Annotated in this window: 20 protein-coding genes and 1 riboswitch; of the genes, 4 read left to right on the top strand and 16 right to left on the bottom strand. The window is 65.5% G+C overall.

Annotated elements, in window-relative coordinates; translation table 11 throughout:
* Positions 1-83: 83 nt before the first annotated feature.
* A complete protein-coding gene (locus SFHG_RS02185) occupies positions 84-2,165 on the bottom strand; it encodes a heavy metal translocating P-type ATPase (RefSeq protein WP_042432836.1) in 2,082 nt (693 codons plus the stop codon).
* A 15-nt stretch (positions 2,166-2,180) separates the two neighbouring features.
* A complete protein-coding gene (locus SFHG_RS02180; protein WP_042432833.1) occupies positions 2,181-2,432 on the bottom strand; it encodes a DUF6110 family protein in 252 nt (83 codons plus the stop codon).
* Positions 2,433-2,678: 246 nt separating this feature from the next.
* Between SFHG_RS02180 and yihA the strand changes: the two genes are divergently transcribed.
* A complete protein-coding gene (gene yihA, locus SFHG_RS02175; protein ID WP_042432830.1) occupies positions 2,679-3,263 on the top strand; it encodes a ribosome biogenesis GTP-binding protein YihA/YsxC in 585 nt (194 codons plus the stop codon).
* Positions 3,264-3,524: 261 nt separating this feature from the next.
* Here the strand turns inward: yihA and SFHG_RS02170 are convergent, their stop codons facing one another.
* The 13 genes from SFHG_RS02170 to hisZ all read right to left on the bottom strand — a co-directional run bounded on the left by SFHG_RS02170 (position 3,525) and on the right by hisZ (position 18,500).
* Positions 3,525-4,757 carry a coiled-coil domain-containing protein gene (locus tag SFHG_RS02170; protein WP_042432827.1) on the bottom strand — a complete coding sequence of 411 codons (1,233 nt, stop codon included), beginning with the start codon at positions 4,755-4,757 and terminating at the stop codon, positions 3,525-3,527.
* Positions 4,758-4,958: 201 nt separating this feature from the next.
* Positions 4,959-5,438 carry a ribonuclease HI gene (gene rnhA / locus SFHG_RS02165; protein WP_042432824.1) on the bottom strand — a complete coding sequence of 160 codons (480 nt, stop codon included), beginning with the start codon at positions 5,436-5,438 and terminating at the stop codon, positions 4,959-4,961.
* 90 nt (positions 5,439-5,528) lie between these two features.
* The gene (locus SFHG_RS02160) at positions 5,529-7,556 is read right to left on the bottom strand and encodes a methionine--tRNA ligase (protein WP_042432822.1); all 2,028 of its coding nucleotides are present in this window, start codon (positions 7,554-7,556) and stop codon (positions 5,529-5,531) included.
* A 15-nt stretch (positions 7,557-7,571) separates the two neighbouring features.
* Positions 7,572-9,713, bottom strand: a complete 2,142-nt coding sequence (rho, locus tag SFHG_RS02155) for a transcription termination factor Rho (protein ID WP_187364753.1) — start codon at positions 9,711-9,713, stop codon at positions 7,572-7,574.
* A complete protein-coding gene (gene fsa, locus SFHG_RS02150) occupies positions 9,710-10,396 on the bottom strand; it encodes a fructose-6-phosphate aldolase (protein WP_042432819.1) in 687 nt (228 codons plus the stop codon). The genes rho and fsa overlap by 4 nt, the downstream gene beginning before the upstream one ends.
* 346 nt (positions 10,397-10,742) lie before the next feature.
* Positions 10,743-11,075 carry a phosphoribosyl-AMP cyclohydrolase gene (gene hisI, locus SFHG_RS02145; protein WP_042432817.1) on the bottom strand — a complete coding sequence of 111 codons (333 nt, stop codon included), beginning with the start codon at positions 11,073-11,075 and terminating at the stop codon, positions 10,743-10,745.
* A 12-nt stretch (positions 11,076-11,087) separates the two neighbouring features.
* A complete protein-coding gene (gene hisF, locus SFHG_RS02140; protein ID WP_042432814.1) occupies positions 11,088-11,852 on the bottom strand; it encodes an imidazole glycerol phosphate synthase subunit HisF in 765 nt (254 codons plus the stop codon).
* A gap of 135 nt (positions 11,853-11,987) precedes the next feature.
* A complete protein-coding gene (gene hisA, locus SFHG_RS02135; protein WP_042432811.1) occupies positions 11,988-12,731 on the bottom strand; it encodes a 1-(5-phosphoribosyl)-5-[(5-phosphoribosylamino)methylideneamino]imidazole-4-carboxamide isomerase in 744 nt (247 codons plus the stop codon).
* Positions 12,732-12,740: 9 nt separating this feature from the next.
* The gene (gene hisH / locus SFHG_RS02130) at positions 12,741-13,403 is read right to left on the bottom strand and encodes an imidazole glycerol phosphate synthase subunit HisH (protein WP_042432809.1); all 663 of its coding nucleotides are present in this window, start codon (positions 13,401-13,403) and stop codon (positions 12,741-12,743) included.
* 148 nt (positions 13,404-13,551) lie between these two features.
* Entirely contained in the window at positions 13,552-14,145 is a 594-nt protein-coding gene (hisB, locus tag SFHG_RS02125) for an imidazoleglycerol-phosphate dehydratase HisB (protein WP_042432807.1), read from the bottom strand.
* A gap of 106 nt (positions 14,146-14,251) precedes the next feature.
* Positions 14,252-15,316 (bottom strand): histidinol-phosphate transaminase, encoded by a 1,065-nt coding sequence (gene hisC / locus SFHG_RS02120; protein WP_042432806.1) that lies wholly within the window; start codon positions 15,314-15,316, stop codon positions 14,252-14,254.
* Positions 15,309-16,682, bottom strand: a complete 1,374-nt coding sequence (gene hisD / locus SFHG_RS02115) for a histidinol dehydrogenase (RefSeq protein ID WP_238318245.1) — start codon at positions 16,680-16,682, stop codon at positions 15,309-15,311. Before hisD ends, hisC begins: the two co-directional genes overlap by 8 nt.
* Positions 16,683-16,787: 105 nt before the next feature.
* Positions 16,788-18,500, bottom strand: coding sequence for an ATP phosphoribosyltransferase regulatory subunit (gene hisZ / locus SFHG_RS02110; RefSeq protein WP_238318244.1), 1,713 nt, complete (start codon positions 18,498-18,500; stop codon positions 16,788-16,790).
* Between the two features lie 288 nt (positions 18,501-18,788).
* Between hisZ and SFHG_RS02105 the strand changes: the two genes are divergently transcribed.
* Positions 18,789-19,712 (top strand): DUF2797 domain-containing protein, encoded by a 924-nt coding sequence (locus SFHG_RS02105; RefSeq protein WP_042432797.1) that lies wholly within the window; start codon positions 18,789-18,791, stop codon positions 19,710-19,712.
* A 156-nt stretch (positions 19,713-19,868) separates the two neighbouring features.
* Here SFHG_RS02105 and SFHG_RS02100 read toward each other — a convergent pair whose 3' ends face one another.
* A complete protein-coding gene (locus SFHG_RS02100; RefSeq protein WP_042432795.1) occupies positions 19,869-21,380 on the bottom strand; it encodes an alanine/glycine:cation symporter family protein in 1,512 nt (503 codons plus the stop codon).
* Positions 21,381-21,622: 242 nt separating this feature from the next.
* Here SFHG_RS02100 and SFHG_RS02095 point away from each other — a divergent pair, with 242 nt between their 5' ends.
* On the top strand, positions 21,623-22,963 hold the full coding sequence (locus SFHG_RS02095) for a coproporphyrinogen III oxidase family protein (protein WP_042432791.1): 1,341 nt from the start codon (positions 21,623-21,625) through the stop codon (positions 22,961-22,963).
* Between the two features lie 172 nt (positions 22,964-23,135).
* Positions 23,136-23,326, top strand: a riboswitch (FMN riboswitch).
* Between the two features lie 181 nt (positions 23,327-23,507).
* On the top strand, positions 23,508-23,793 hold a 286-nt coding region (locus tag SFHG_RS02090; protein WP_042432787.1), incomplete at its 3' end, for a cytidine/deoxycytidylate deaminase family protein.

Here is a 23,793-nt window from a genome sequence, read left to right as displayed (position 1 = left end):
TTTCACGAAATGCCGACGGGTAAGCTCGCTGGCCCTGGGCACGCAACCGCCCGTCGGCTTGCGCCCATAGGCCCTCGACGGGCCTATGCGTCGTAGCGCTTCCCGTTGCGCATGGACAGCGCGACGGTGGAGGCGTTGTGCAGAAGCGAGGAGACCTGCGGGGAGATGATGCCGCCGATGCCGGCCGCCAACAACGTCGAGTTGATGACCATGACCTCCTTGAAGCTGCCGTTCAGGCGGCCCATCAGGCCCTCGCTCATACGGCGCAGCGCCACGATGGAGCCGAGCTGGCCGCCCGTGAGCGTGATGTCGGCCACCTCCTTGGCCACCGCGGTGCCCTGCCCCATGGCGATGCCCACGTCGGCAAGCGCCAGCGCCGGGGCGTCGTTGACGCCGTCGCCGACCATGACCACGTGCGCGCCTTCCGCCTTGAGCTTCTCGACGAAGGCGTACTTGTCCTCGGGAAGCAGGTTCGCGTGGAACTCGGAGACGCCGGCGCGCGCGGCGATGCGCGCCGCGGTGCGTTCGTTGTCGCCCGTGAGCATGATGACGCGCGAAAGCCCCAGGCGGCGAAGCTCGGCGACGGCCTCGGGAACGCCGGCCTTGAGCGGGTCCTGCACGCCGATGACGCCCATGAGCTTGCCGTCCACGGCAAGGTAGAGCGGCGAGAGGCCCTCGGTCTGCCGCGCGATGAGCTCTTTCTGCGCCTCGGAGATCTCGACCTGCTCGTCCTCCACGACGAAGTGCTCCGAGCCGATGACCACGCGCTTGCCGGCAAGCGAGCTTGCTATGCCGTGCGCCACGATGTACTCCACCTCGGCGTGGCGCTCGCGGTGCTCCAAGCCCTTCTCGGCGGCAGCGCGCACGACCGCGCGGGCCACCGGGTGCGGGAAGTGCTCCTCCAGGCATGCGGCGAAGCGAAGCACCTCGTCATCATCCCACCCGTCAAGGGAAAGCACGCGCGCCACCTGCGGGGCGGCCTCGGTCAGCGTGCCCGTCTTATCGAACACGATGACGTCGGACTGCGCCATGGACTCGAAGTGCTGAGAGCCCTTCACGGTGAAGCCCGCCTGGGCAGACTGGCTCATGGCCGACAGCACGGCAATGGAGCCGGTGAGCTTGAGCGCGCAGGAGTAGTCGACCATAAGGGCCGCCGACGTCTTCACCAGGCTGCGCGTGGTAAGCGCCACGATGCCCGCCAGCAGGAAGTTCCACGGCACGATGCGGTCGGCAAGGCGCTCCATGCGCGACTGCGTGCGGGACTTGTAGGATTCGGTCTGCTCGACCAGGTTGATGATGGTGCGCAGCTTCGTCTGGCCCTCGTTCGCCTTCACCTCGACGATGATCTCGCCGTCCTCCACCGCCGTGCCGGCGAACACGTCGTCGCCGACGGTGCGCTCGACGGCCAGCGGCTCGCCGGTGAGCGCCGCCTGGTTGACCATGGCGCACCCGCGCACCACCGTGCCGTCAACGCACACGGGCATGCCGGTGCGTACGGCGATGAGCTGACCTGCGCGCAAGGAGCTGGAGGGAACCTGCACCTCGGTGTCGCCTTCCACCAGCTGGGCGGTCTCGGGCAGGTCGAGCAGCGCGTTGATGAGCGCGCCCTCCGAGCGGCTGCGCGTGTACTCCTCAAGCGTCTCGCCAACGTTGAGCAGAAGCATGGTGAGCCCCGCCGTGCGCGGATCGCGCTTCGCGAACGAGATGCCGATCGCCGCCGCATCGAGCACGGGCACGTCCAACCGGCCCGCCGCCAGCGACTTCAGGCCGGCGAACAAGAACTTGCGGTAGCTGAAAACCGTCCAGGCTGCCGCCAGGGGTGCGGGCAGGAACCAACGGCGCATGAAATGGAAGCCCACGAGCGACGCCAGGTCCATGAGCAGGGAATGCGAACGCGGGGCAAGCTCAAGGCCGCACCCCTGCTTGGCCTTGGCGATGGCCGCCGCATCGATGCCCGCCAGATGCTCGAGCACGCGTGCGCGGCCGCCGGGTGCGGCGTTATAGGTCAGGGCAACGCTGCCGATGCGCGGATAGACGGTTGACTTCGCGATGTCGGGGCATGCACCCAGCACGCGATACAGCGCATCTAAGTCCGCTGGCGGGACAGGGCCCGCCAGCTTCACGCGCAAACGGCCCGGAAGCTCATTTGCGATCTGATATTTCATAGCGACGTCTTCGCGCTATTCGCCGTCGACCGCGGACTGCTCGGTCTTAGCAGACTCGTTGATGTAGCTTGCCTCGGCCACGATGTCATCGACCTGGGCCTTTGCCTGCTCGACAACGTCCTGATAGGCGGCCTTGGCCTGCAGGCCCTTGGCGACGCCCTGCACGTAGCATTTCTTCGCCGTGGAGCTGCTCAGCGCCTTCAAGCCCAGCGTGCCCAGAGCGAAACCGCCGGCGAGCATCCAACCATCGCGCTTTTTAAACTTCATGTTCTGCGTCCTTTCTTGTGCTGGTCGTCGCCGTACGTCAAGCGATGTTCGACCCCAATAACTTCTACTGCGTTCGAAACAGTATGACGCAGGTGACATATTGTCAATCAATGGCAACTTTATTTCTCGAAATCCCCGCTTGCCGTCATGCGGGGTTATTGCGGATGGCGGATGACGTGGGCATTTCCGCAGGGCGAAGCACGCTATCATGGTGCAAGCACAACTTCGAACCATTTGGAGCACCGTATGAACTTCAACAACGTAACCTTCGAGCGCTCGTTCGGCATCTCGTCGCAGCTGCCGCCCTCGACGCTTCCGGAAGTGGCGTTCGCCGGCCGCTCGAACGTGGGCAAGTCGTCCATGCTCAACGCCCTGTTCGGCCGCAAAAGCCTGGCGAAGGTCTCTCAGAAGCCTGGCAAGACGTCCACCATCAACTTCTTCGCCACCGAAGGCGCCCGCTTCGTCGACCTGCCCGGCTACGGCTACGCGCGCGTGGCGAAATCCGAGAAAGGCCGCTGGGCGGAGCTGATCGAGGGCTATTTCAACCAGGACCGCAACTTCGCGCTGGTGGTCAGCCTGGTTGACATCCGTCATGAGGCCCAGCAGCTCGACCTTAACATGATCAACTTCCTCATGGAGGCGGGGCTTCCGTTCGCCGTGGTGCTCACGAAGGCCGATAAGCTCTCCCGCAACCAGCAGAACAAGCAGGTGTCCGTGCTGCGACGCCAGCTCGCCCTGCCCGAGGACGTTCCCATGCTGGTGACGTCCAGCGAGAAGCGCGAGGGATTCGACGCCTTGCGCAAGCTCATCACGCAGGCCTGCGAGGGCTAACGCGGTATCGCGAAAGCGCGGGCGCGCGCCGACCGGGGTTGCATGCCCCGCTGCCCATGAGGCCGAATGCCCCCTGGGCATGATCGGGTCGGCGCCCTTTCGCCAGCCCCGGCTCCAAGCAGCCATTTCTGCCGAGCCAACACCCCTGCAAACGCGAACGAGCCCCAAGCTGGTGGAACAGCTTGGGGCTCGTTGTTTACTGCAGATATTTCGGCGCCGCCAGTTTACATGCTGGTCGATGTGCCGCTGAAGCGGGAAGCGCTACCAGGGACGCACGATGATCATGTCGGACTGCACGGAGCTAACGCACACCGTCTGGCCAAAGGTTGGGGCATGGATCATCTGCCCGCCGCCGATGTAGATGCCGCAATGCGACCAGCTGGTGCAGATGTCGCCAGGTTGCGGGTCGGAGACCTGGGACATGCCCATGAACGTGTACGTGGTGCCGTAGCGCGAATAGCTGCCGGTCAGCGCATAGCTGACCAGACCGGAACAGTCAAAGCTGTCAGGGCCGACGCCGCCCCACTCGTACGGCGCGCCAATGCAGCTGTATGCACGGTCGACGATGGCATTGCCCGTAGAGGCGTTGTAAGACGGAGCCCAGCTGCTGGAGCTGCTGGAACCGCCCGAGTTGTCGGTATTACCCGAATTGCCGTTATCGGTCCAACCGGTGTTGCCGGAGTCGCCGGAGTTGTCGGTCCACGTGTTGCCGCCACCGTTATCGGCAGCGCCGCCGTTACCGCCATTGCCGCCGGCATTTGCGTTGTTGTTCGTGGCGCCGGCGATGCCCATACGCTGGGTAGCCTGAGCAGCGGACTGGTCGACGGTCTGCTGGGCGGTTGCGGCAGCAGCGGCCGCCTGTGCGGCACGCTCTTCCTCCACCAGCGTTGCCACCTCGGCCGAAAGACCGTCATAGGTCTGCTGCATGGAGTTAACGGTGGCCTGAGCCTCGTCCTGGATCTGCTTAGCCTCGGATGCCTTGGCAGCGGCGGTGCGGGACTGCTCGTCAAACGTGGCCTTCTGCTCCTGAGCCTCGGTGCGCAAATCCTTGTTGCGCTGCACGAGCTCGGCATCGTTATCGTTGACCTTGTTCAGCAGGTCCCAGTTCGTGGCGAACTCGCTGAACGAGGTGGAGCCGAGCAGCAAGTCCAAAAACGAGCTGGCGCCCGTGCGGTACATGCTTTGCGCGCGATCGCCCAAGCGGGACTGCACATCGGCGATCTCGACGTTGATCTGGTCGATGCGCTCCTGAGCCTGATCGGCGGACTGCTGAGCCTGAGCCTGCTCCTCGAGCGCCTGGCCGTAGTCAGCCGATGCCTGATCGAGCTGGTACTGCATGGAGTTGAGCGAGGCCAGGACCGCCTGGGCCTCGGCCTGCTTGGAAGATGAATCAGGGGTGGCGAATGCCAGCTGCGGGACCATAAGGCCGCAGGACAGGACGCAAGCCATCGCTCCACCGGCGATGCGGCGGCGCAGCTTCATTTCCTGTTGCATGCACGAACCTCCTTCTCGGTTGCAAAATCGCTTACGCCACTGTATCACCCTGGCGACAAGCGCGGTACCTTTTGCACTGAACGGGCATACGCCCAGGTGAGGCTACCTGCATATATGGAGAACGGGCAGGTGGGGCGAAACCGGGGTTTCCGCCCCGGCCCGCTCCGCCTGCCCGTCCTTGGCAGCGCCTTGCGCCGCTATCTAGCCGCGGAAGCCCGCGTCCTCCTTATGGCGCGACGGGTCGTCGGCCGCAGAGGTTGCCAGCGCATCGCAGCGCTCGTTCTCGGCATGGCCGGCATGGCCCTTGACCCAAACGAACTCCACGTCGTGGGGCTCCTTCGCCTTGAGCATGCGCTTCCACAGATCGGAGTTCTTCACCGGCTGCTTCTGCGAGTTCTTCCACCCGCGCTTGAGCCAGCCATCCACCCAGTGCTGGTTGAACGCGTTCACCAGATACTGGGAATCGGAGTACAGCGTCACGTGGCACGGGCGTTTGAGGGCCTCGAGGGCCACGATGGCGCCGAGCAGTTCCATGCGGTTGTTCGTGGTGCAGCGATACCCTTGCGAGAACTCCCGCTCGTGCACCCCGCCCTTGCTGTCGATGAAACGCAGGATGCTGCCGTACCCGCCCGGCCCGGGGTTGCCCCGCGAGGCGCCGTCGGAATACAAATCAACGTGCATATGCAAACCAATCTTTCCGCACCCATGAAAAGACCGGCCAGCCGCGTTGCCGCAGCTGGCCAGCCTGATGGGATGCCGTGCTTTGAAACCCTACTTGAACTGCGAGGGATGCTTCGAGAAGAAGTCGAAGCGCGGGGGAAGCTCGCGGATGCGATGGCGTCCGTCCTCGAGCTCGGCGCCGTGGCACAGCTCGTCCATGCCCTCGAAATCGAAGTTCCAGCTGAAGAAGTCGTCGAACTCGAAGCTGAGGTAATCGGCGATCTTCTCGCAGCCCTTCGGCACCACGGGGTGCATGAGCAGCGTGGATACGCGAAGCAGGTAGAAGCAGTCCACGAGCACCTGACGGCGCAGCTGCTCGTCGCCTTCCTTCTCGGCGGTGCGGATGTTGTCCGTCCAGTACTTGTTCGCCCAGCGGATGAACGTGTCCATGATGGACATGACCGTGTGCAGCTCCGCCTTGTGCATGGTCTTATCGTACTCGTTCATGCAGGCATGCGCACGCTCGCGCACCTCAGGCGACACCTCGCCAAGCGGCATCCAGCCTTCGAAGTTCTTCTGCGCCTCGTAGAAGCAGCTGCGGGCCAGGCGGTTGAACACGTTGGTGAGCAGCGTGCCCTCCTTGAGGACCGGGTCCGCCACGCGCGGGTCGTTGCGCTTCGCCTCGTCGGGATCGAAGGGCTTGGGCTTGAAGCCCACAGACTTCTGATCCAGGCCAAGCGCCAGGAAGTGCGCGCGCAGCTGCTCGACGGTGTAGTGCTCCAGCAGCTCGTCGGCCGTCGGCGGCTTGACCGAGCCCGACGACGAGGCCTTCTTGTTGCCCAGCAGGATGTGATGGTTGGCGATAAGGCTGGTCTGACGCAGGGGCGCATCCGTCTCGCCGGGCGCGAGGATATCGCCCGGGCGCAGCGCCTCGATGAGCGCCGGCTGGGCAACGCCGTAGAAGTACAGGTTGTCCTGGCCGATGAACTGGTAGACCTGCGCGTCCTCCGAGCACCAGAAATCGCGCCAGCTGCCGCGCGGCAGGCCCATCTTGTCGTTGACGGCCATGGTGAAGCTCATGGGAGCCCACAGGCTTTCGGGCCAGCACCACACCGTCAGGCCCTCGAGCCCGTCGATGACCGGCGCCTTCACGCCCCACTCGATGTTGCCGGTGATGCGGAAGGGAACGAGCGCCTTGCCCGTGCGGAAGCGGATGCCCGCCGCGGCGAGCACATCGCGCGCCGCATCGCGGTCGTCGATGGTGTCGAACTCGATTTCGAAGGACTGCTTGCCCTTCTCGGCCTCATGGTACTGATGATGCGCGAGCTTGTCGGCGATCTGAAGATACTGGTCGTACAGCTCGTTTTTGATGTAGACCACCGGCGGGGCCAAGAACTCCTTGATAGTCTGCGGCACGATGGGGCGCACCTCGGGGTCGGCCTCAAGGGCCTCCACGTGCTTTTTCAGGAAGGCGTTGAACGCCGGCAGGTCGAAGTACCAGTTCTCCACCGGGCGCATCTCGGGCGTGACGCCGGTGAGCGAGGACTTCGGCGCGATAAGGTCCTCAGGCGCGTAGCTGTGGCCCAGGTCGCACTCGTCGGCATAGGCATGCTCGGACTTGCAGCCCTGCACGGGGCAATGGCCCTGCACCTGGCGGCCGTTCAGGAACGTGCCGGCCTCGGGGTCGTAGAACTGCAGCGTCGCGCGCTTCTGCAGCCAGCCGTTCTCATACAGCTTCTTGATGAACGCCTCGCTGATGAGCTGGTGGACCTCGCCGGAATGCCCGATGTTGGATCCTTCGTAGATATCAAGGCTGATGTCATAGGAATCCAGCGTGTCTTTCTGGCGGTTGTGGTTGCGCAGCACGTAATCCTCGATGGTGCCGTCGAACTGCCCGGCCTCCACCAGCTTGCGGTAGCCCTCGTTGATGGGCGAGCCGAAGCAGTCCGTGCCGCTGATGAAGCGGACGTTCTCCGCGCCGATGCGGTCACGCAGGAAGCGCGCGAAGCAGTCGGCGGGCACGAACACGCCGGCGATATGCCCGAAATGCAGCGGCTTGTTGCCGTAGGGCATGCCGGCCGTGACCACCGCGCGCTTGGGCCAGGCAACCGTTTCGTTATTGTCATGCATTGTCGCCATCTATATATGTCTCCCCTAGAACTCCAGGTTTGCGTTTGCGTTCCCGTTGTTGTGCTGGGCCTTTTTCGCCGTGCGCATGAGGAACTCGTCGTTGTCGTCGGTGCGCTTCAAGGATTTGATGAGCATGTCCATGGCGCGCTCGGTGTTGTTCGTGTTCGCAAGGATGCGGCGAACCGCCCAGATGAGCGGGGCCTTCTGCGGATCGAGCAGCAGGTCCTCCTTGCGCGTTCCCGATGCCACCGGGTCGATGGCCGGGAAGATGCGGCGATCTGCCAGGTTGCGGTCGAGCTTGAGCTCCATGTTGCCCGTGCCCTTGAACTCCTCGAAGATGACCTCGTCCATCTTCGAACCCGTTTCCACCAGGGCCGAGGCGAGGATGGTCAGGCTGCCGCCGCCCTCGATGTTTCGAGCCGCGCCCAGGAACTTCTTCGGCGGGTACAGGGCCGTGGAATCCACGCCGCCGGACAGGATGCGCCCGGATGCGGGCTGCGCCAGGTTGTAGGCGCGCGCCAGGCGCGTGAGGCTGTCGAGCAGCACCACGACGTCCTTGCCGTCCTCCACCAGGCGCTTTGCGCGCTCGATGACCAGCTCGGAAACCTGGATGTGGTTTTCGGTGGGCATATCGAAAGTGGAGGAGATGACCTCGCCCTTGATGGAGCGCTGCATGTCCGTGACTTCCTCGGGGCGCTCGTCGACCAAAAGGCACATGAGGTGCACCTCGGGGTTGTTGGCGCTGATGGCTGCGGCGATGTCCTTCAAGATGGTGGTCTTGCCGGCCTTCGGCGGGCTGACGATCAGGCCGCGCTGGCCCTTGCCGATGGGACTGACCAGGTCGATGACGCGAGCCGTGATGGTGGTCTGGCCATGCTCCATGGTCAGGCACTCGTCGGGATAGACCGGCGTGAGATCGCCGAAGCGCACGCGGCGTCCCAGCTCCTCGACGGGCTTGCCGTTGACGGTGGCCACCTTCTGCACGGCGGCGTACTTCTCGTTGGGACGCGCCGGGCGCGTGGTGCCGGTGAGCTTGTCGCCCTTGCGCAGGCCGTTGCGGCGGATGGTGGAAAGCCCCACGTAGCAGTCCTGCTCGCTGGGCAGGTAGCCGTTGGTGCGCAGGAAGCCGTAGCCATCCTGCATGATGTCGAGGATGCCCTCGACCTCCACGAAGCCCTCCGCCTTCAGGGACGCGTCGTACACGGCGTCGATGAGCTCGGCCTTCTTCAGGCCCGCCACGTCGACGTCGAGCTCGGCGGCCTTCGCGCGCAGCTCGGCCACCTTGAGCTTGGCCAGGTCCTCTTTGTTGACGCTCGGGACGACCTCGCGGTTGTTGTTGCGCTGATGGCGCTGGTGACGGTCATTGCGGTCGTTGCCGTTCTTGCGGCCGTTGCGATCGCCGCGGTCGTTGCGCTGGTGGCGGTCGGCACCGGCGTTGCCAAAGCTGCGGCCCTCGGTGCGCTCGGCGCCTTCGCGGGCATCGGATTTGCCGCGGCCCTCATGCTGCTCGGAGCGGCCCTCGCGGTTGGCGCCCTGGGCGCGCACCGATTTGCGCGGGGTGCGCGCGGCGCGTGCCGCGCGGCCCGGGGCCATATCCTTGGCGGGTGCCTGCTGGTCGGAGCCGGCTGCTTCGGCGGGAGCCTGCACGGCTTCGACGGTTTCTGCGACTTCGGGAGCCTGCTGCTTGCCGGATGCGTCCTGCGCAGGGACCGCCTGAGCGGCGACGGGCGCAGTGGCGATCTTCTTGTGCGAACGGCCCGGACGGCGCCTTGCCGGCGTGCCGGTTACCGCCTCGACGGGCTGGGCGGCCTCGGCGGCCTGCGCCTTGGATGCGGCGGCCTCGGGCTCGGCAGGAGCCTCCTTCGCCTTTTTCGCCTTCGCCGCGGAAGCGGCCTTCGCAGCAGGGGCGGATTCGGCCTTCTGGGCGGGCGCGGCCTTCTTACGAGGACGGCCCGGACGGCGCTTGGCCGGCGTTTTCGGGGCGCTATCAGCCCCATCGGCCGGGGCATCGGACGCGGCGTCGGGGGAAGCCTCGGAAGAGGCCTTGCCAGACGAGGCGGCGCTTTTGCGCGGACGGCCCGGGCGGCGCTTGGGAGCAGCCGGCGCCGCATCGGCCGCGGGGGCGCCCTGCTGCGGCGCCTCCGCTACATTCTGCTCGTCGCTCATGCGTTAGCTACCTTCTCCCAGTCCTTCATGAAGGAGTCCAGGCCACGGTCGGTGAGCGGATGCTGCACCATCTTCTTCAGCACGCCGAACGGGACGGTGGCGATGTCGGCGCCCATGAGCGCGCACTGCGTAACATGGTTGGCGCTGCGCACGGAGGCGGCGATGATCTCGACCTGCTCGCCGTTGGCGGTGTTGGCCGTGAAGTCGTAGTTGTTGATGGCGGTGACGATGTTGCCGACCTGCTCGAGGCCGTCCTCGGAGATGTCATCGAAACGGCCGATGAACGGGCTGATGTAGCGGGCGCCGGCGCGTGCGGCCAGCAGCGCCTGCGGCACGCTGAAGCACAGCGTCATGTTCACCGGGATGCCCTCGGCGGCCAGCGTGTGGGTGGCGGCCAGGCCCTCGACCATGGTGGGGATCTTCACCACGATGTTAGGGGCGATCTCGGCCAGCTTGCGACCGTCGGCGACGATCTCGTCGCGCGTCATGGCGACGGACTCGGCGGAAACCGGGCAGTCCGGGCCGACGATGTCGCAGATGCGCTTCATGTGGTTATGGAAGTCATCCAGCTTGCCGCCGATCTTGGCGTACAGCGACGGGTTGGTGGTGACGCCTGCCAGCGCGCCCCAGCTAGCAGCCTCTTCGATTTCGGCTAGATCTGCCGTGTCCAGAAAGAACTTCACCCTTATTCCTCCTTATATATGGGTTGTTGCCCGCTTTGCGCATAGAAAGAGCGTTGATGGGAAGCGGGAACTTGATGATGGGAAGGGTTTCCTTCGAGAAAATAAAGCTAGGGGCAGAATAGCGCAGGCGCCGGGTGCGCGCAAGCAAGTCGCCACGGATAACCACCCGAAGCGCATGACCGGGCGCAAAGGGGCGCAAAACGCGCGAAAGCCGGGATGACCCGGCCTCCAGGCTTTCTCGTATTCCGTTTTCCGCGGTGCGCCATGGCGGCGAAAGCGCCTACGGATAACCGCGCGTGAGCGAGTTGGGCACCGTTTTCCCGCGAGAGCGATGGCGGCCGAACGCCTACTCGAGCTCGGCCAGCGTGCGGAAGAAGCAGCTGGTGGCGCCGGTGTGGCACGCGGGGCCCGCCGGATGCACGAGGGCCAGAAGCGTATCGGCATCGCAATCATATCGAAGCTCGACGATCTTCTGCGTGTTGCCGCTGGTGGCGCCCTTGTGCCACAGCTCCTGTCGGCTGCGGCTCCAAAACACCGTCTCGCCGCGCTCGAGCGTCAGCACCAGGCTTTCGGCGTTCATCCACGCCATCATGAGCACCTCGCGCGTTTCCACGTCCTGCACGATGCACGGGATCAGCCCATCGGCGTTGTATTTCAGCTCGGGAATCTCGGTTTGCATGGATGGTCCTTTCTACAGGCGCACGGGGATGCCTTGGCTGCGCATGTATTCCTTGACCTGGGTTACCGTGAACTCGCCGAAGTGGAAGACGCTGGCGGCCAGCACCGCGTCGGCCTCGCCGTCGATGATGCCCTCGGCGAAGTGCTCGAGCTTGCCCACGCCGCCGCTGGCGATGACGGGGATGTCCACCGCGCGCGCCACCGCGCGGGTGAACGCGCAGTCGAAACCGTCCTTGCTGCCGTCGCGGTCCATGCTGGTCAGCAAGATCTCGCCCGCGCCGCGACGCGCCGCCTCGACCGCCCATTCCACGGCGTCGATGCCGGTTGCGGTGCGGCCGCCGTGCACGTAGACCTCCCACTTGTTGGGGTTGCCGGCCACCTGCTTCGCGTCGATGGCGCACAGGATGGCCTGCGTGCCGAACGCCGCGGCGGCGTCGGAGATGAGCTGCGGGTTGTCCACCGCCGCGCTGTTGACCGACACCTTGTCGGCGCCGGCGGCGATCATGCGGCGGATGTCGGCGACGCTGCGGAAACCGCCGCCCACGCAGTACGGCAGATGCAGCTGCGCGCTGGCGCGGCTTGCAAGGTCCACCGTGGTCTCGCGCTTGTCGCTGGTGGCGGTGATATCAAGGAAGATCACCTCGTCGGCGCGCTGCTCGTCGTAGCGCTGCGCCAGCTCGATGGGGTCGCCCGCATCGCGCAGGTTCACGAAGTTGACCCCCTTCACCACACGGCCGTCCTTCACGTCCATGCAGGGGATCACGCGTTTTGCCAACATATATCTGCTCCTCAACGGCTCGGGGAAAGGGAAATCGACGGGAAGGCTCCGGCGGGCGCGGCGCAAGGCCGGGCAGCTTCACGCGCAGCGCCCGGCTTCACCGCGAAACGGACGATGCTCGGCGCCTTTAGGGCATTAGGGTCGCGCTGCCGTCAAGTTGGCGCAAAGGGCGACGCCTTCGGCGACGTCGAGCGTGCCCTCGTACACGGCGCGACCGGTGATGACGCCCTCGATGCTTTCCGCCACCGGCGCCAGGCGCTCGATGTCGGCGAGGCTAGCCACGCCGCCGCTGGCGATGACGGGGTTGCCGAACGCGTTCGCCATGTCGACGTAAGCCTGCACGTCGATGCCGGTCTGCATACCGTCGCGCGCGATGTCGGTGTAGACGATGTGCTTGAACCCGGCGGCGCCCATCGCGCGCGCCAGGTCGGCGGCGGCCACGCCCGAGCCCTCGATCCAACCCGAAACGGCCACTTCCCCGCCCTTCGCGTCGATGCCGGCGGTCAGGCGGTCGCCGCCCACCGCGGCGATGGCCGCGTGCGCGAGCTCGGGGTCGTTCACGAGCGCGGTGCCCAGCACCATGCGCGCCGCCCCGGCATCGGCCAAGCGTTTCAGCGTCTCCAGGCTGCGGATGCCGCCGCCGATCTCGACGGAAAGCGACGTCTCGCGCACGATGCGCTCAACGATGGCGATGTTCTCCGGGACGCCGCTGCGCGCGCCGTCCAGGTCGACCACGTGCACCCATTGGGCACCGGCCTGCTCGAAGACGCGCGCCTGCGCCACGGGGTCGTCGTTGTACACGGTCACTTGGTTGTAATCGCCTTTCGCCAGGCGAACGGCCTTGCCACCCAGGATATCGATTGCGGGAAGCAGGTACATGGCGACCTCCTAACCTTGCAAGGCGGGCGACGCCGCCTTGACGATCTCGACGAAGTTGCGCAGCACGGCCGCGCCGGCGTCCGAGCTTTTCTCGGGGTGGAACTGCACGCCGAACGCGTTGCCCTTCTGCACGGCGCACGGGAACGTCACGCTGTGCGTGGTGTGCGCGATGGCGAACGGCCCGTCAGGCGCGATGTAGCTGTGGGTGAAGTAGAAGTACGTGCCCGAGGGGATGCCCGCGAACAGCGGGTTCTCGGGAGCTCCCGCGGGGAAATCGACGGTGTTCCAGCCCACGTGCGGGACCTTGTACGCGCGGCCCTCGGCATCCTGGCGCGGCATGCGGTCCACGCACCCGGGCAGCACGCCCAGGCCGCGCGGGTTGCCGTCGGCGCCGGCGCCTTCCGCGCCTTCCTCGAACAGCAGATGCTCGCCCAGGCAGATGCCCAGAAACGGCACCCCCTCCGCGATGCGGCGGCGAATGACCTCGGTCTGGCCGAGCTCGTCCATGGTGGCCGCGGCATCGGCGAACGCGCCCACGCCCGGCAAGACGATGGCGTCGGCGGCGACTATTTCAGCGGCATCGTCGGTGATGCGGGCATGGGCTCCGGCGGCGCGCAGGCCGCGCTCGACGGATTGCAGGTTGCCCTTCTTGTAGTCAACAACAGCGATCATAGGCGCCTCTTACATCTCGCAGGTCCAATAAAAGTCAGTGAAGGCGGTGTGCGCCCGAACGAAGCTTGAACGGGAGGGGCGGAGGGGCGCGCCGCAGCCGCCCGCGACGTCGAGCGGCCCGGCCGCCGTCAGGCAGGCGCCGCCAGGCTTATAGCATCCCCTTCGTGGACGGCAACGCGTCGCCCATGCGAGGGTCGGGCTCGCAGGCCTGGCGCATGGCGCGCGCCACCGCCTTGAACATGCCCTCGATGACGTGGTGCGTGTTCTCGCCGGCAAGCTGGCGGATGTGCAGCGTGACGCCGGCGTTGGCGGCGAAGGCGATGAAGAACTCCTTCGCCAGCGTGGCGTCGAAGGCGCCCACCATCACCGCAGGCACATCGGCGTCCCAGTACAGCTGGCCGCGCCCCGAGATGTCCACAGCCGCCATGATGAGGGCCTCGTCCATGGGCATGGCGATGTCGCCGAAGCGGCGGATGCCGCGCTTGTCGCCGAGCGCCTGCGCGAACGCCTGCCCCATGACGATGCCCGTATCCTCCACCGAGTGATGGCCGTCCACCTCAAGGTCGCCCTTGCAGCGCACCTGCAGGTCGAACAGGCCGTGGCGCCCGAACGCGGTGAGCATGTGGTCGAAAAACCCGATGCCCGTCTCCACGTCCGTTTTGCCCGTGCCGTCAAGGCCGACGGACAGGTCGATATCGGTTTCCTTCGTGGTGCGCGCGATGCGCGCAACGCGTTCGCTCATTGCTGTTCGCCTTTCTCTCGTCGTGTGCGCGGCGATTCCGGACAGATAACGCTACGTCCCCAAAGTGTCCGGGCGGGCGGCGTAGCGTCCCCGAGGCGCCCGGTCCTTACTTCGGCAGGATCTCCCGAAGCGCGGCTAGGAACTCGTCGTTCTCCTCGGGGCTGCCGATGGAGACCCGCAGGCAATCCTGCAGCATGGGCGCACGGCTGAAGTCGCGCACGAGGATGCCGCGGTCGTAGAGCTGCTGCCACACCTCCCCCGCGCCTTCTGCGCGGAACAAGATGTAGTTGGCGTTCGAGGGGTACGCCGTGATGCCCGGCATCTGCGAAAGCTCGCGGAACACGCGCCCGCGCTCCGAGACGATCTGCATGATGCCGCGCTCGAACTTCGCGCGGTTGCGGAACACCACGCGCGCGATGGCTTGCGACACCGCATCCACCGAGTACGGCTGGCGCACCTTCAAGAACTCGCGGATGACCTCGGGGTTTCCCAGCAGGTAGCCCACGCGCACGCCGGCAAGCGAGAACGCCTTGGAGAACGTGCGCAGGATGACCAGGTTCTTATGCTGCGCCAGGTAGGGGCGCACCGTGCCGCGCGAGAACTCGAAATACGCCTCGTCGACCATCACGAGCGCGTCGGTGGCGTCGAGCAGGCGCAGGATGAAACGCTCATCGGCCAAATCGCCCGTAGGGTTGTTCGGGCTGGTGACGATGACGTAATCGATGTCGCCGCGCGCCACGCGGGACAGCACCGCCTCCTCGTCGATGGTGTAATCGGCGAGGCGCGGGATGTCGACCACCTCGGTGTTGGTGAGCTCGGCGTTGTTGCGGTACACCGAGAACGTGGGCGGCATGTTGAGGAACTTGCGCCCCGGCCCGCCCCAGGCAAGCGCTATGTCGAACAGCAGCTCGTCGCCGCCGTTGCCCACGAGCACGCAATCGCGGTCAAGGCCGTTGGCCTCGGCGATCATGTCGCGCAGCTCGTTGGCCAAGGGGTCGGGATAGCGGTTGAAGGCCACCTTGTTGATTTCGCGCTTGATCTCGTTGCGGACCTCGGTCTCCACGTCGCAAGGGTTCTCGTTGGCCGACAGGTACGCGCGCGCCGGGAGGTACTTCGGGTCGTAGGGCGTGATGTCGGCAAGCTGCGGGGCGGATGCTCGGACGCTATTCATCGGCACCGTCCAAACCATAGATGTCGCCGGTCTCCACCAGGGCCTTACGCAGCTCGACGCTGCGGGCATGCGCCCACAGGCCCTCGTGACGGGCGATGGCGATGACGGCGTCTGCGTCGTTTGCCAGCGACTTCGCGGAATACTGGATGACACTGGAGTGCTTGACGAACTCGTCGGTGGAAAGCGGCGAGGCATAGCGCGCGGTGCCGCCGGTGGGAAGCGTGTGGTTGGGGCCGGCAACGTAGTCGCCCACGGCCTCGGGGGTCCACTCGCCCACGAAGATGGCGCCGGCGTTGCGGATGGCGCCGAGCTGCTCGAACGCGCCGTCGAAGTGCAGCTCCAGGTGCTCGGGGGCGATGACGTTGACGGACTGGATGGCCTGCTCCATGGAGTCGCAGATGACCACAAGGCCCTGATCGGCCAGCGAGGCGGTGGTGATCTCGGCGCGCGTGGAAGCCTTCATGTGGCCCTCGATGGCGGCTTCGACTTTGTCGGCGTAGCCCTCGTCGAACGTGACCAGATAGCAGCTTGCCAGCGGGTCGTGCTCGGCCTGGGCCATGAGGTCGATGGCCACCATGGCGGGATCGGCGGTCTCATCGGCCACGACGCACACCTCGGAGGGGCCGGCGATCATATCGATTCCCACGTCGCCGGAGACGATCTTCTTCGCAGCCGCCACGAACGCGTTGCCCGGGCCCGTGATCTTGCAGACCGGATCGATGGTCTCGGTGCCGTAGGCCAGCGCCGCCACGGCCTGCGCGCCGCCTACCGTGTAGATCTCGGTGACGCCGGACAGGCGGCAGGCCTCGAGCACCACCGGGTCGATGCTGCCGTCCTTGGTGGGCGGCGTGACGCACACGATGCGCTCAACGCCGGCGACCGCGGCGGGCAGAGCGTTCATGAGCACCGTGGACGGGTACAGCGCGCGGCCGCCGGGCACGTAGATGCCAACGCTTTCAAGCGGGGTGACCTTCGCACCGACCAGGGCGCCGTCCTCGCGCACGGAGAACCAGCTCTGCTTGACCTGGCGCTCGTGGAACTCGCGGATCTGCTTGGCGGCCTTCTTGAGCGCCTCCTCGGTTTTGGGATCGACCTTCGCCGCGGCGGCCTCGATCGCCTCGGCCGGCACGCGGAAGTCCTCGATGGCAACGCCGTCGAAGCGCTCGGTCAGCTCGCGCAGGGCCGCATCGCCCTGTTCGCGAACCTGCTCGATGATGTTCGTTGCCGCCTCCATGGCGCGGGCGTTGAACGCGCCCGTGCGCTTGAGGTGCTTGTTGGAGAATTGCTCGCCTTTGTTCAGGATGACGCGACGCATGTTGTCCTTCTTTCCATGTACACGCCGGATGACCCCTCCGGCCTCTTTCATGATGATACCTTGTCGCGGCCGCGCCTGCGAGCAGGCGCCTCTGCGGCCTTGACGTTGCGGCGCCCGACCCCTGGGCGCCTGCGGGCGCGAAGCCCTGACCAGCTGTTATTCTGTTGCGGGCTCGGGCGACTGCACGCCGCCGGCGATGACCGTCGCCTCCCACTTGCCCGCCGCGGCGCCGGCGCGCATGGCGTCGGCCAGCTCCACGATGCGCGCATCGGTGCGCAGCGAGGTGCCGTTGGCGAAGAATCGGGCCGTCGACGACAGCACATCCTCCACGATGACCAGGTTGTTCTCACGCAACGTGGTGCCCGTGGCCGTGATGTCGACGATGCGCTCGGCCAATCCAGTCAATGGTGCCAGCTCAATGTTTCCGTGCAGTTTCACGATCTCGACTTGGGTGCCGGTTTTCGCGTAATGGGCGCGCGTGATGTTGGGATACTTCGTGGCGATGCGGATGGAGCCCAGGCGACGGTAGTGCTCGGCGGTCTGATCGGCGGCGCCAGCGGGCTCGGCCACCACGAAGCGGCAGGAGCCGAACTTCAGGTCGGCAAGCTCAACCACCTCGGGCTGCGCCTCGAGCAGCGAGTCCTCGCCGCAGATGCCGCAATCGGCCGCGCCGAGCTCCACGAACGCCGGGGCGTCGGAGGGGCGCACGATGATGTACTCCACGCCCGGGTTGCGGATAATGAGCTGACGACCGGGGTTATCGAGCCCCGTGACGTCCAGGCCGCATGCCGCCAGGCACGCGATGGAATCGGCGTTGAGCGAGCCTTTCGGCACGGCGATGCGCAGCGGGCGCTGGCCGGTGCCGGATGCGGCGCGCTCATCGGCGGCCGCGGCAGCAGCCATGGCGCGCTCGAGGAAGAACGCGAAGCCGGCGGCGGGACGGCTTTCGCCATATGCCCCGATGGTGTTGTCGTAGCGGCCGCCGCTGCCCAGCGGGCTTCCCAGCCCCGGCGCGTAGGCTTCGAACACGATGCCGGTGTAGTAGTCGAAGCTGCTCATGACGGAGAAGTCGACCTGGATGCTGTCCGCCAGGCCCGCGGCCTCCAGCAGGTCGAACGCCTGCTCCAGGCCGTCAAGGCCCGTCTCGCAGCCCAGCGGGGCCACCAGCTCGCGCACCTCGGCGATGACGGCGCGCCCGCCGCGGATGCGGGCGAGCTTGCCGATGGCCTGGGCGAACACCGGCGGAACGCCCTGCGCGCCCTCGCCTGAGGTCAGCTCGTCGAGCGTGACGAAGTTCGACGTGTGGTACGCATCGAGCACCGCCTGGCGCCATTGCGGTGCGGCACCGCAGCTTGCGAGCAGCGCGCGCAGCACCGACACCGATGCGAGCGCGATCTTGAAGTCGGCAACGCCGGCGAGCTTGAGCGATTCGGCCAGCAGGCCCACCACCTCGGCGTCTGCCGCCGCGCCCGCCTGGCCGATGAGCTCGACGCCCATCTGCGTGGTCTCGCGCGGCTCGGCGCGCGTCTGGCCCTCGGCCTCGCGGAACACCCGCTGCATGTAGCGGAAGCGGAACGGCCCGGGCTGGCCCGCCAGGCGCGTGGCGCACATGCGGGCGATCTGCAGCGTGACGTCGGGACGCATGGCCAGAAGGTCGCCGCGCGCGTCGAAGAGCTTGAACGGGGTGCCCGGCAGCCTGCCGCCGGCCTGCAGCACGTCCATCACCTCGAGCGTGGGCGTTTCCACCGGAAGATAGCCTTTGGCCGCCATGTTGGCCTGCACCGCTTGGGCCGCCTGCTCGCGCAGCACCGCCTCGTCGGTGAGCACGTCGCGGAAACCCGAAGGCGTCACGAAGTTCATCTGATCCATCCTGCCTTTCATCGTGCGGTTGCGGGCATCGGCCCGTGGTCATTTGCAGATGAGGGAACGGGCGCGAGCGCGGGGCGCTTCCGCAGCATCATTCCCAAGTGCTGTCCGATACTTTAGCACAGTAGAGTGATAAAGCAAGAAACTTGGCCGATTTTTTGCAGAAGCGGGCGAAAGATCCGGAGAACTCCCCTTTTCGGGCACGAAACGTCATAATCGTCCCTATTCGCAACGCGGGATAAGCACGCCGCGGGCGAAGCAAGCAAGAATGTCTTCACAGAAAGCGCCGCTATGCCGAACCTGTTCGCAGACCATACCGTCGTCCTTGCCGGCTACGGCTTCAGCGTCGACGGGCCCTACCTTACGATCAACGACCTTGACGAGGGCACGGTCGGCTACGTGCCCGTGCTCGGGCGCACGTTCTCGCTGCGCCGGCTGCCGCGCCGGCGCTGCATCGGCCGGATCGACCTTCGAACGCACGAGCGGAGCACGTGCCCGCTGAACGCGGAGCTGCTGCCCGACGGCAAGGAGGACATGTGCCCGGCATGCATCGAGGCGACCGGCTTCAACCCCTCGTTTTACTTCAGCAGCTACATCTCGCCGCAACAGCGCGAGTACAACCAAACGCCGCATTACGTGTACCTGGCGTACTTCGCGCCGGGCTATGTGAAGGCGGGTATCTCGAGCGAAACGCGCGGCATCGAGCGCCTGCTCGAGCAAGGCGCCCGCGCGGCGCGCGTGGTCGGGCGCTTCACCTGCGCCGATGACGCTCGCGCGCTTGAAGCGGCGCTGTGCGCGCAGGACGGCGTGGCCGAGACCATGCGCGCATCGCTCAAGGCGAAGCTGCTGGCCGACGCGCCATACAGCTTCGAGGAGGCTTGCCACGAGCTGCGCACGGCGGCCGACAGGCTCGAAGACGTCGACGCGGTGGCACAGGCCGGTTTCTCGCCCGAGGACGCGCTCGACCTTTCGCCGTACTACTTCGGCGGGCCGTCCCCCGACGCGCACACCATGCAGCTGCCCGAAGGCGAAGGCTTCGCGAACGTGTGCGGCGGCGTGTGCGCGGGCATGGTCGGCGCAAACCTGGTGTTTTGGCAGGACGGGACGAACTTCATCGCGCCGATCAAGGATTGGGAATCCCACGAGATCGAGTTTTTGGACGACGAGATCGCCTGCGAATACGCCAGCGAGCCCCAGCAGATCTCGCTGTTCTAGCGCACCCCGCCTGCGCCCGGCAAACACAAGAAGCGCCGCCCGGATTTCCGGGCGGCGCTTCGTTTGCGAACCTATGTCATGCGAAAAGGACAACGCGAACAGCTCCGTTCGCGTGCGCCGCCTTAGCGGCCGAGCACGCGCCAGCAGCCGCCGGCTTTACGCTTCGTTTACGTCGGCGTCCACAGCCTCTTCGAAGTACTCCTTCACAGGGCCGGCGCCGAAGTCCTTCACCTCGTCGAGATGCCAGCAGTCGGTCTGCGGCATGCCCGGAACGTTGTCGGCCACGAACACCGGGTCCTTGCCGGCGGCGCGCTGCTCGGAGTAGTCCTTCAGCGCGGCAAGCGCCCACTTGCCCAAAAGCAGGATGGCGATGAGGTTCATCATGGCCATAAGGCCCATGAAGATGTCGGCCAGGTTCCAAGCCAGATCGAAGCTGTTCACCGCACCGTAGAAGATGACCGCCAGGCACGCCAGACGGAAGATGATCAGCGCCGCCTTGGAGTCGTTCTTGATGAAGCGGAAGTTGCTCTCGGCGTAGAAGTAGTTGCCGATGAGGCTGGAGTAGGCGAACATGAAGATGGCGAACGTGATGAAGTGGATGCCCATGGGGCCCACGGAGTTGTTCACGGCCATTTGCACGAGCGGCATGCCGTTGAGGCCCTCGGCCGCAGCGGGATCCTGCACGTAGAACACCAGGACCATCATGGCCGAGCAGGTGCAGATGACGAGCGTGTCGATATAGACCGACAGGCTTTGCACGAGGCCCTGCTTGACCGGATGGGAAACGCTGGCGGTAGCGGCGGCGTTAGGAGCCGAACCCATGCCGGCCTCGTTGGAGTACAGGCCGCGCTTGATGCCGAGCATGACCACCGAGCCGGCGAAGCCGCCGAAGATGGACTGGAAGTCGAAGGCGCTTTCGAACATCAGGCCGAACACGGCGGGCAGCCAGGTGATGTTGGCGATGGTGGTCCACAGCGCGATGGCGATGTAGGCGATGGCCATGACCGGCACGATGATGGACGTGATCACGCTGATGCGCTTCGAGCCGCCGAAGATGACGCCGGCGGTGAACACCACCAAGCCCAGACCGGCCGCCACGGCGACGCCGTTGGTGGCGTAGTCGGGGATGTAGTACTCAAGCGCGCTGCATGCGTTGAACGCCTGTAGGCCGTTGAAGCCAAACGCGAAGCACAGGATGAGCAGCACGCTGAACAGCACGCCGAGCTTACGGCTGCCGAGCGCCTGATGGATATAGTAGGCCGGGCCGCCGCGGAACTCGCCGTCGGTGCCGCGCACCTTCCAGATCTGGGCGAGCGTGGACTCGACGAAGGCCGACGCCGCGCCCACCAGGGCCATGAGCCACATCCAGAACACGGCGCCCGGGCCGCCCGTGGCGATGGCCGTTGCCACGCCGGCGATGTTGCCCGTGCCCACGCGGCTTGCCGTGGAGACCATGAGTGCCTGGAACGACGAGATGGAGCGCTCGCCCTGCACGTGCTTCTTCTCGGTCAGCTGCTTGAACATGTCCTTGATGAAGCGGATCTGCACGCCTTTGGTGCGGATGGTGAAGTACACGCCCACTGCGACCAGCAGGATGAGCAGGATGTACGTGTACATGAAGCCGTCGATCTCGCCTGTGACATCGACGAGCCATGCGTTGAAATCCATGATGGCTTTCCCCTTTCCCCGATACGAAACTGATTCCCTGGATTTGTGCAAACGCACAAGAATTCACGGAAACATCACTATACCTTATTTTGAAACAAATTGGTAACGTTCGCGGTTCCCGTGCCTATTCCCTAGCGTTTGTGTTCCTCGTTGTGCTTTTTCACCTTGTCCGGCTTGTGACCGCTCAAAGGGCTATCATGGTCACTTACCGAATACTGGGCAACGATGCGTAAGGGGCGCACATGCTTTCAGAACGATTTCTCACGAATCTTGTCAAGGGGATGACCAAACGCCATCTCGACCTACAACCCACCGACGAGCACTTCTTTCCCGACCCAAAGCCCGACACCAAGTACATGCTGTACCTTCATGTGCCGTTCTGCCAGGTCCTATGCCCGTATTGCAGCTTCAACCGCTACGTGTTCCACGATAACATCGCCCGCACGTACTTCAAGAACCTGCGCCGCGAGATGATGATGCTCAAGGAGCGCGGCTGGGACTTCGAGACGCTGTACTTCGGCGGCGGCACCCCCACCATCCTGCTCGACGAGCTGTGCGAGACCATCGACCTTGCCCGCGACAACTTCCACATCAAGGAAGTGGGCGTGGAAACGAACCCGAACCACCTTGCCGAGCCGTGGCTCTCCGAGATGAAGGGCCGCGTGCAGCGCCTGTCCGTAGGTGTGCAGAGCTTCAACAACGACCTGCTCAAGCAGATGGACCGCTATAAGAAATACGGCAGCGGCGAGGAGATCTTCGAGCGCATCGGGCAGGCCGCGTCCTACTTCGACAGCGTGAACGTGGACATGATCTTCAACTTCCCCAGCCAAACGGAGGACATCCTGCTCGACGACCTGGAGAAGATCGTTGCCTGCGGGGCGCGTCAAACCACGTTCAGCCCGCTGTACGTCTCAAGCGCCACCACCCGCAAGATGGAGAAGTCGCTGGGCAAGATGGACTATAACCGCGAGTTCCGCTACTACCAGATCCTCGACGAGGTGCTGTGCGGCGGCGAGCACCCCTTCTTCAGCCGCGACACCATCTGGACGTTCAACCGCTTGAACCAGCAGGGCGCCCACGACCATAACCTGTACGCCGAGGAGCTGCAGGTTGCCTACAACGAGTACCCCGGCATCGGCAGCGGCTCGATCACGCACCTCAACGGTGCGCTGTACGTGAACACGTTCAGCCTGAAGGAGTACAACGAGGCCATCGAAGCCGGCCACATGTCCATCATGGGCAAGTGCGTCATGAGCAAGCGCGACCTGGCCCGTTACTATTTCCTTCTGCACCTCTACCAGCTGCGCTTGGACAAGAACGACTTCAAGAAGCAGTTCGGCTGCAGCATCGAGCGCCTGCTGCCGGCGGAGATGGCGTTCTACCGCGCGCATCGCGCGTTCGCCACCGACAACCGCGATGAGCTGACGCTGACCACTATGGGGCGCTATCTGACGCTCATCCTGTACCGCCAGTTCCTCTCGGGCATGAACAATCTGCGCGACCAGGCACGCGATGCGCTTGACGGCGAGGAGCACAACCTGCTGTTCGGCGACGAGACGAACTGCAGCGCCTGCCTGGAATAGCCTGGGCTTCGCAGCGTTTTCATGGGCGACATCGCACAAGATGCCGCCTTTTTTTCGCGTTGGAACTCCCGTTTGCCCACAAAACCCAGCGCGTTCACCTAGGAAATGCGCCAAATCGCGGAAAGTGTCCCCTTGCAGCGCGCGGAAGGCGCTCCTATACTTCCCAACTAAGATATCTGTTCAGGGCGAGGTGAAATCCCTCACTGGCGGTGACGTTCCACGCTGCACGAAGCAGCAGGGCGAAGTCCGCGACCCTGACAGGTTGCAAGCAGGCGGCCCCGTGGCCGCAGCGTCGCAGCCCGTCAGGCTGATCTGGTGAGAATCCAGGACCAACGGTTACAGTCCGGATGGAAGAACAGGAGCACGAGAGCACGCGGCCCCCGGTCGGTGCCTGCTGCGGCATTCCGCAGCACCAAGGATGCATGGCAGCGCTTCGGCGCCTGTCGCGCGTCCCCATTCGTCGCTTATCAACGCCCGCAGATTCCCTGCGGGCGTTTTTTCATGCCTGGACCCCGCAGGGCGGCCGCAAGAGAAAGGGCACCCTATGGCAGGCATACCCGAACAACGATGCGAGGCGAACGCGGACGCCGAAGCGCAGGGGGCCGTACCGGCGGCGCTCGGCGCCGACGATGCCCGCTTCATGCGCCGCGCCATCGAGCTGGCCTGGCGCGGTTGGGGCTGGACGAACCCGAACCCGCTGGTGGGCTGCGTGCTCGTGCGCGATGGCCGCATCATCGGCGAGGGCTGGCACGAGAAGTGCGGGCAGGCGCACGCCGAGCGCAACGCGCTTGCCGACTGCGCGCGCCGAGCCGCCGATGGCGCCGCGGATG

The organism is Senegalimassilia anaerobia JC110, from assembly GCF_000236865.1.
Taxonomy (GTDB): Bacteria; Actinomycetota; Coriobacteriia; order Coriobacteriales; family Eggerthellaceae; genus Senegalimassilia; species Senegalimassilia anaerobia.
This window is presented reverse-complemented; position numbering and strand designations above follow the sequence as displayed.

Excerpts from the sequence above, each read along its gene's own strand:
- SFHG_RS02185 (WP_042432836.1), bottom strand. The coding sequence starts at position 2,165 with ATGAAATATCAGATCGCAAATGAGCTTCCGGGCCGTTTGCGCGTGAAG.
- yihA (WP_042432830.1), top strand. The coding sequence starts at position 2,679 with ATGAACTTCAACAACGTAACCTTCGAGCGCTCGTTCGGCATCTCGTCG.
- hisD (WP_238318245.1), bottom strand. The coding sequence starts at position 16,682 with ATGAAAGAGGCCGGAGGGGTCATCCGGCGTGTACATGGAAAGAAGGAC.
- hisB (WP_042432807.1), bottom strand. The coding sequence starts at position 14,145 with ATGAGCGAACGCGTTGCGCGCATCGCGCGCACCACGAAGGAAACCGAT.
- SFHG_RS02180 (WP_042432833.1), bottom strand. The coding sequence starts at position 2,432 with ATGAAGTTTAAAAAGCGCGATGGTTGGATGCTCGCCGGCGGTTTCGCT.
- SFHG_RS02100 (WP_042432795.1), bottom strand. The coding sequence starts at position 21,380 with ATGGATTTCAACGCATGGCTCGTCGATGTCACAGGCGAGATCGACGGC.
- SFHG_RS02095 (WP_042432791.1), top strand. The coding sequence starts at position 21,623 with ATGCTTTCAGAACGATTTCTCACGAATCTTGTCAAGGGGATGACCAAA.
- hisZ (WP_238318244.1), bottom strand. The coding sequence starts at position 18,500 with ATGGATCAGATGAACTTCGTGACGCCTTCGGGTTTCCGCGACGTGCTC.
- hisA (WP_042432811.1), bottom strand. The coding sequence starts at position 12,731 with ATGTACCTGCTTCCCGCAATCGATATCCTGGGTGGCAAGGCCGTTCGC.
- hisC (WP_042432806.1), bottom strand. The coding sequence starts at position 15,316 with ATGAATAGCGTCCGAGCATCCGCCCCGCAGCTTGCCGACATCACGCCC.
- rnhA (WP_042432824.1), bottom strand. The coding sequence starts at position 5,438 with ATGCACGTTGATTTGTATTCCGACGGCGCCTCGCGGGGCAACCCCGGG.
- SFHG_RS02105 (WP_042432797.1), top strand. The coding sequence starts at position 18,789 with ATGCCGAACCTGTTCGCAGACCATACCGTCGTCCTTGCCGGCTACGGC.
- rho (WP_187364753.1), bottom strand. The coding sequence starts at position 9,713 with ATGAGCGACGAGCAGAATGTAGCGGAGGCGCCGCAGCAGGGCGCCCCC.
- hisI (WP_042432817.1), bottom strand. The coding sequence starts at position 11,075 with ATGCAAACCGAGATTCCCGAGCTGAAATACAACGCCGATGGGCTGATC.
- hisH (WP_042432809.1), bottom strand. The coding sequence starts at position 13,403 with ATGATCGCTGTTGTTGACTACAAGAAGGGCAACCTGCAATCCGTCGAG.
- hisF (WP_042432814.1), bottom strand. The coding sequence starts at position 11,852 with ATGTTGGCAAAACGCGTGATCCCCTGCATGGACGTGAAGGACGGCCGT.
- SFHG_RS02170 (WP_042432827.1), bottom strand. The coding sequence starts at position 4,757 with ATGCAACAGGAAATGAAGCTGCGCCGCCGCATCGCCGGTGGAGCGATG.
- SFHG_RS02160 (WP_042432822.1), bottom strand. The coding sequence starts at position 7,556 with ATGGCGACAATGCATGACAATAACGAAACGGTTGCCTGGCCCAAGCGC.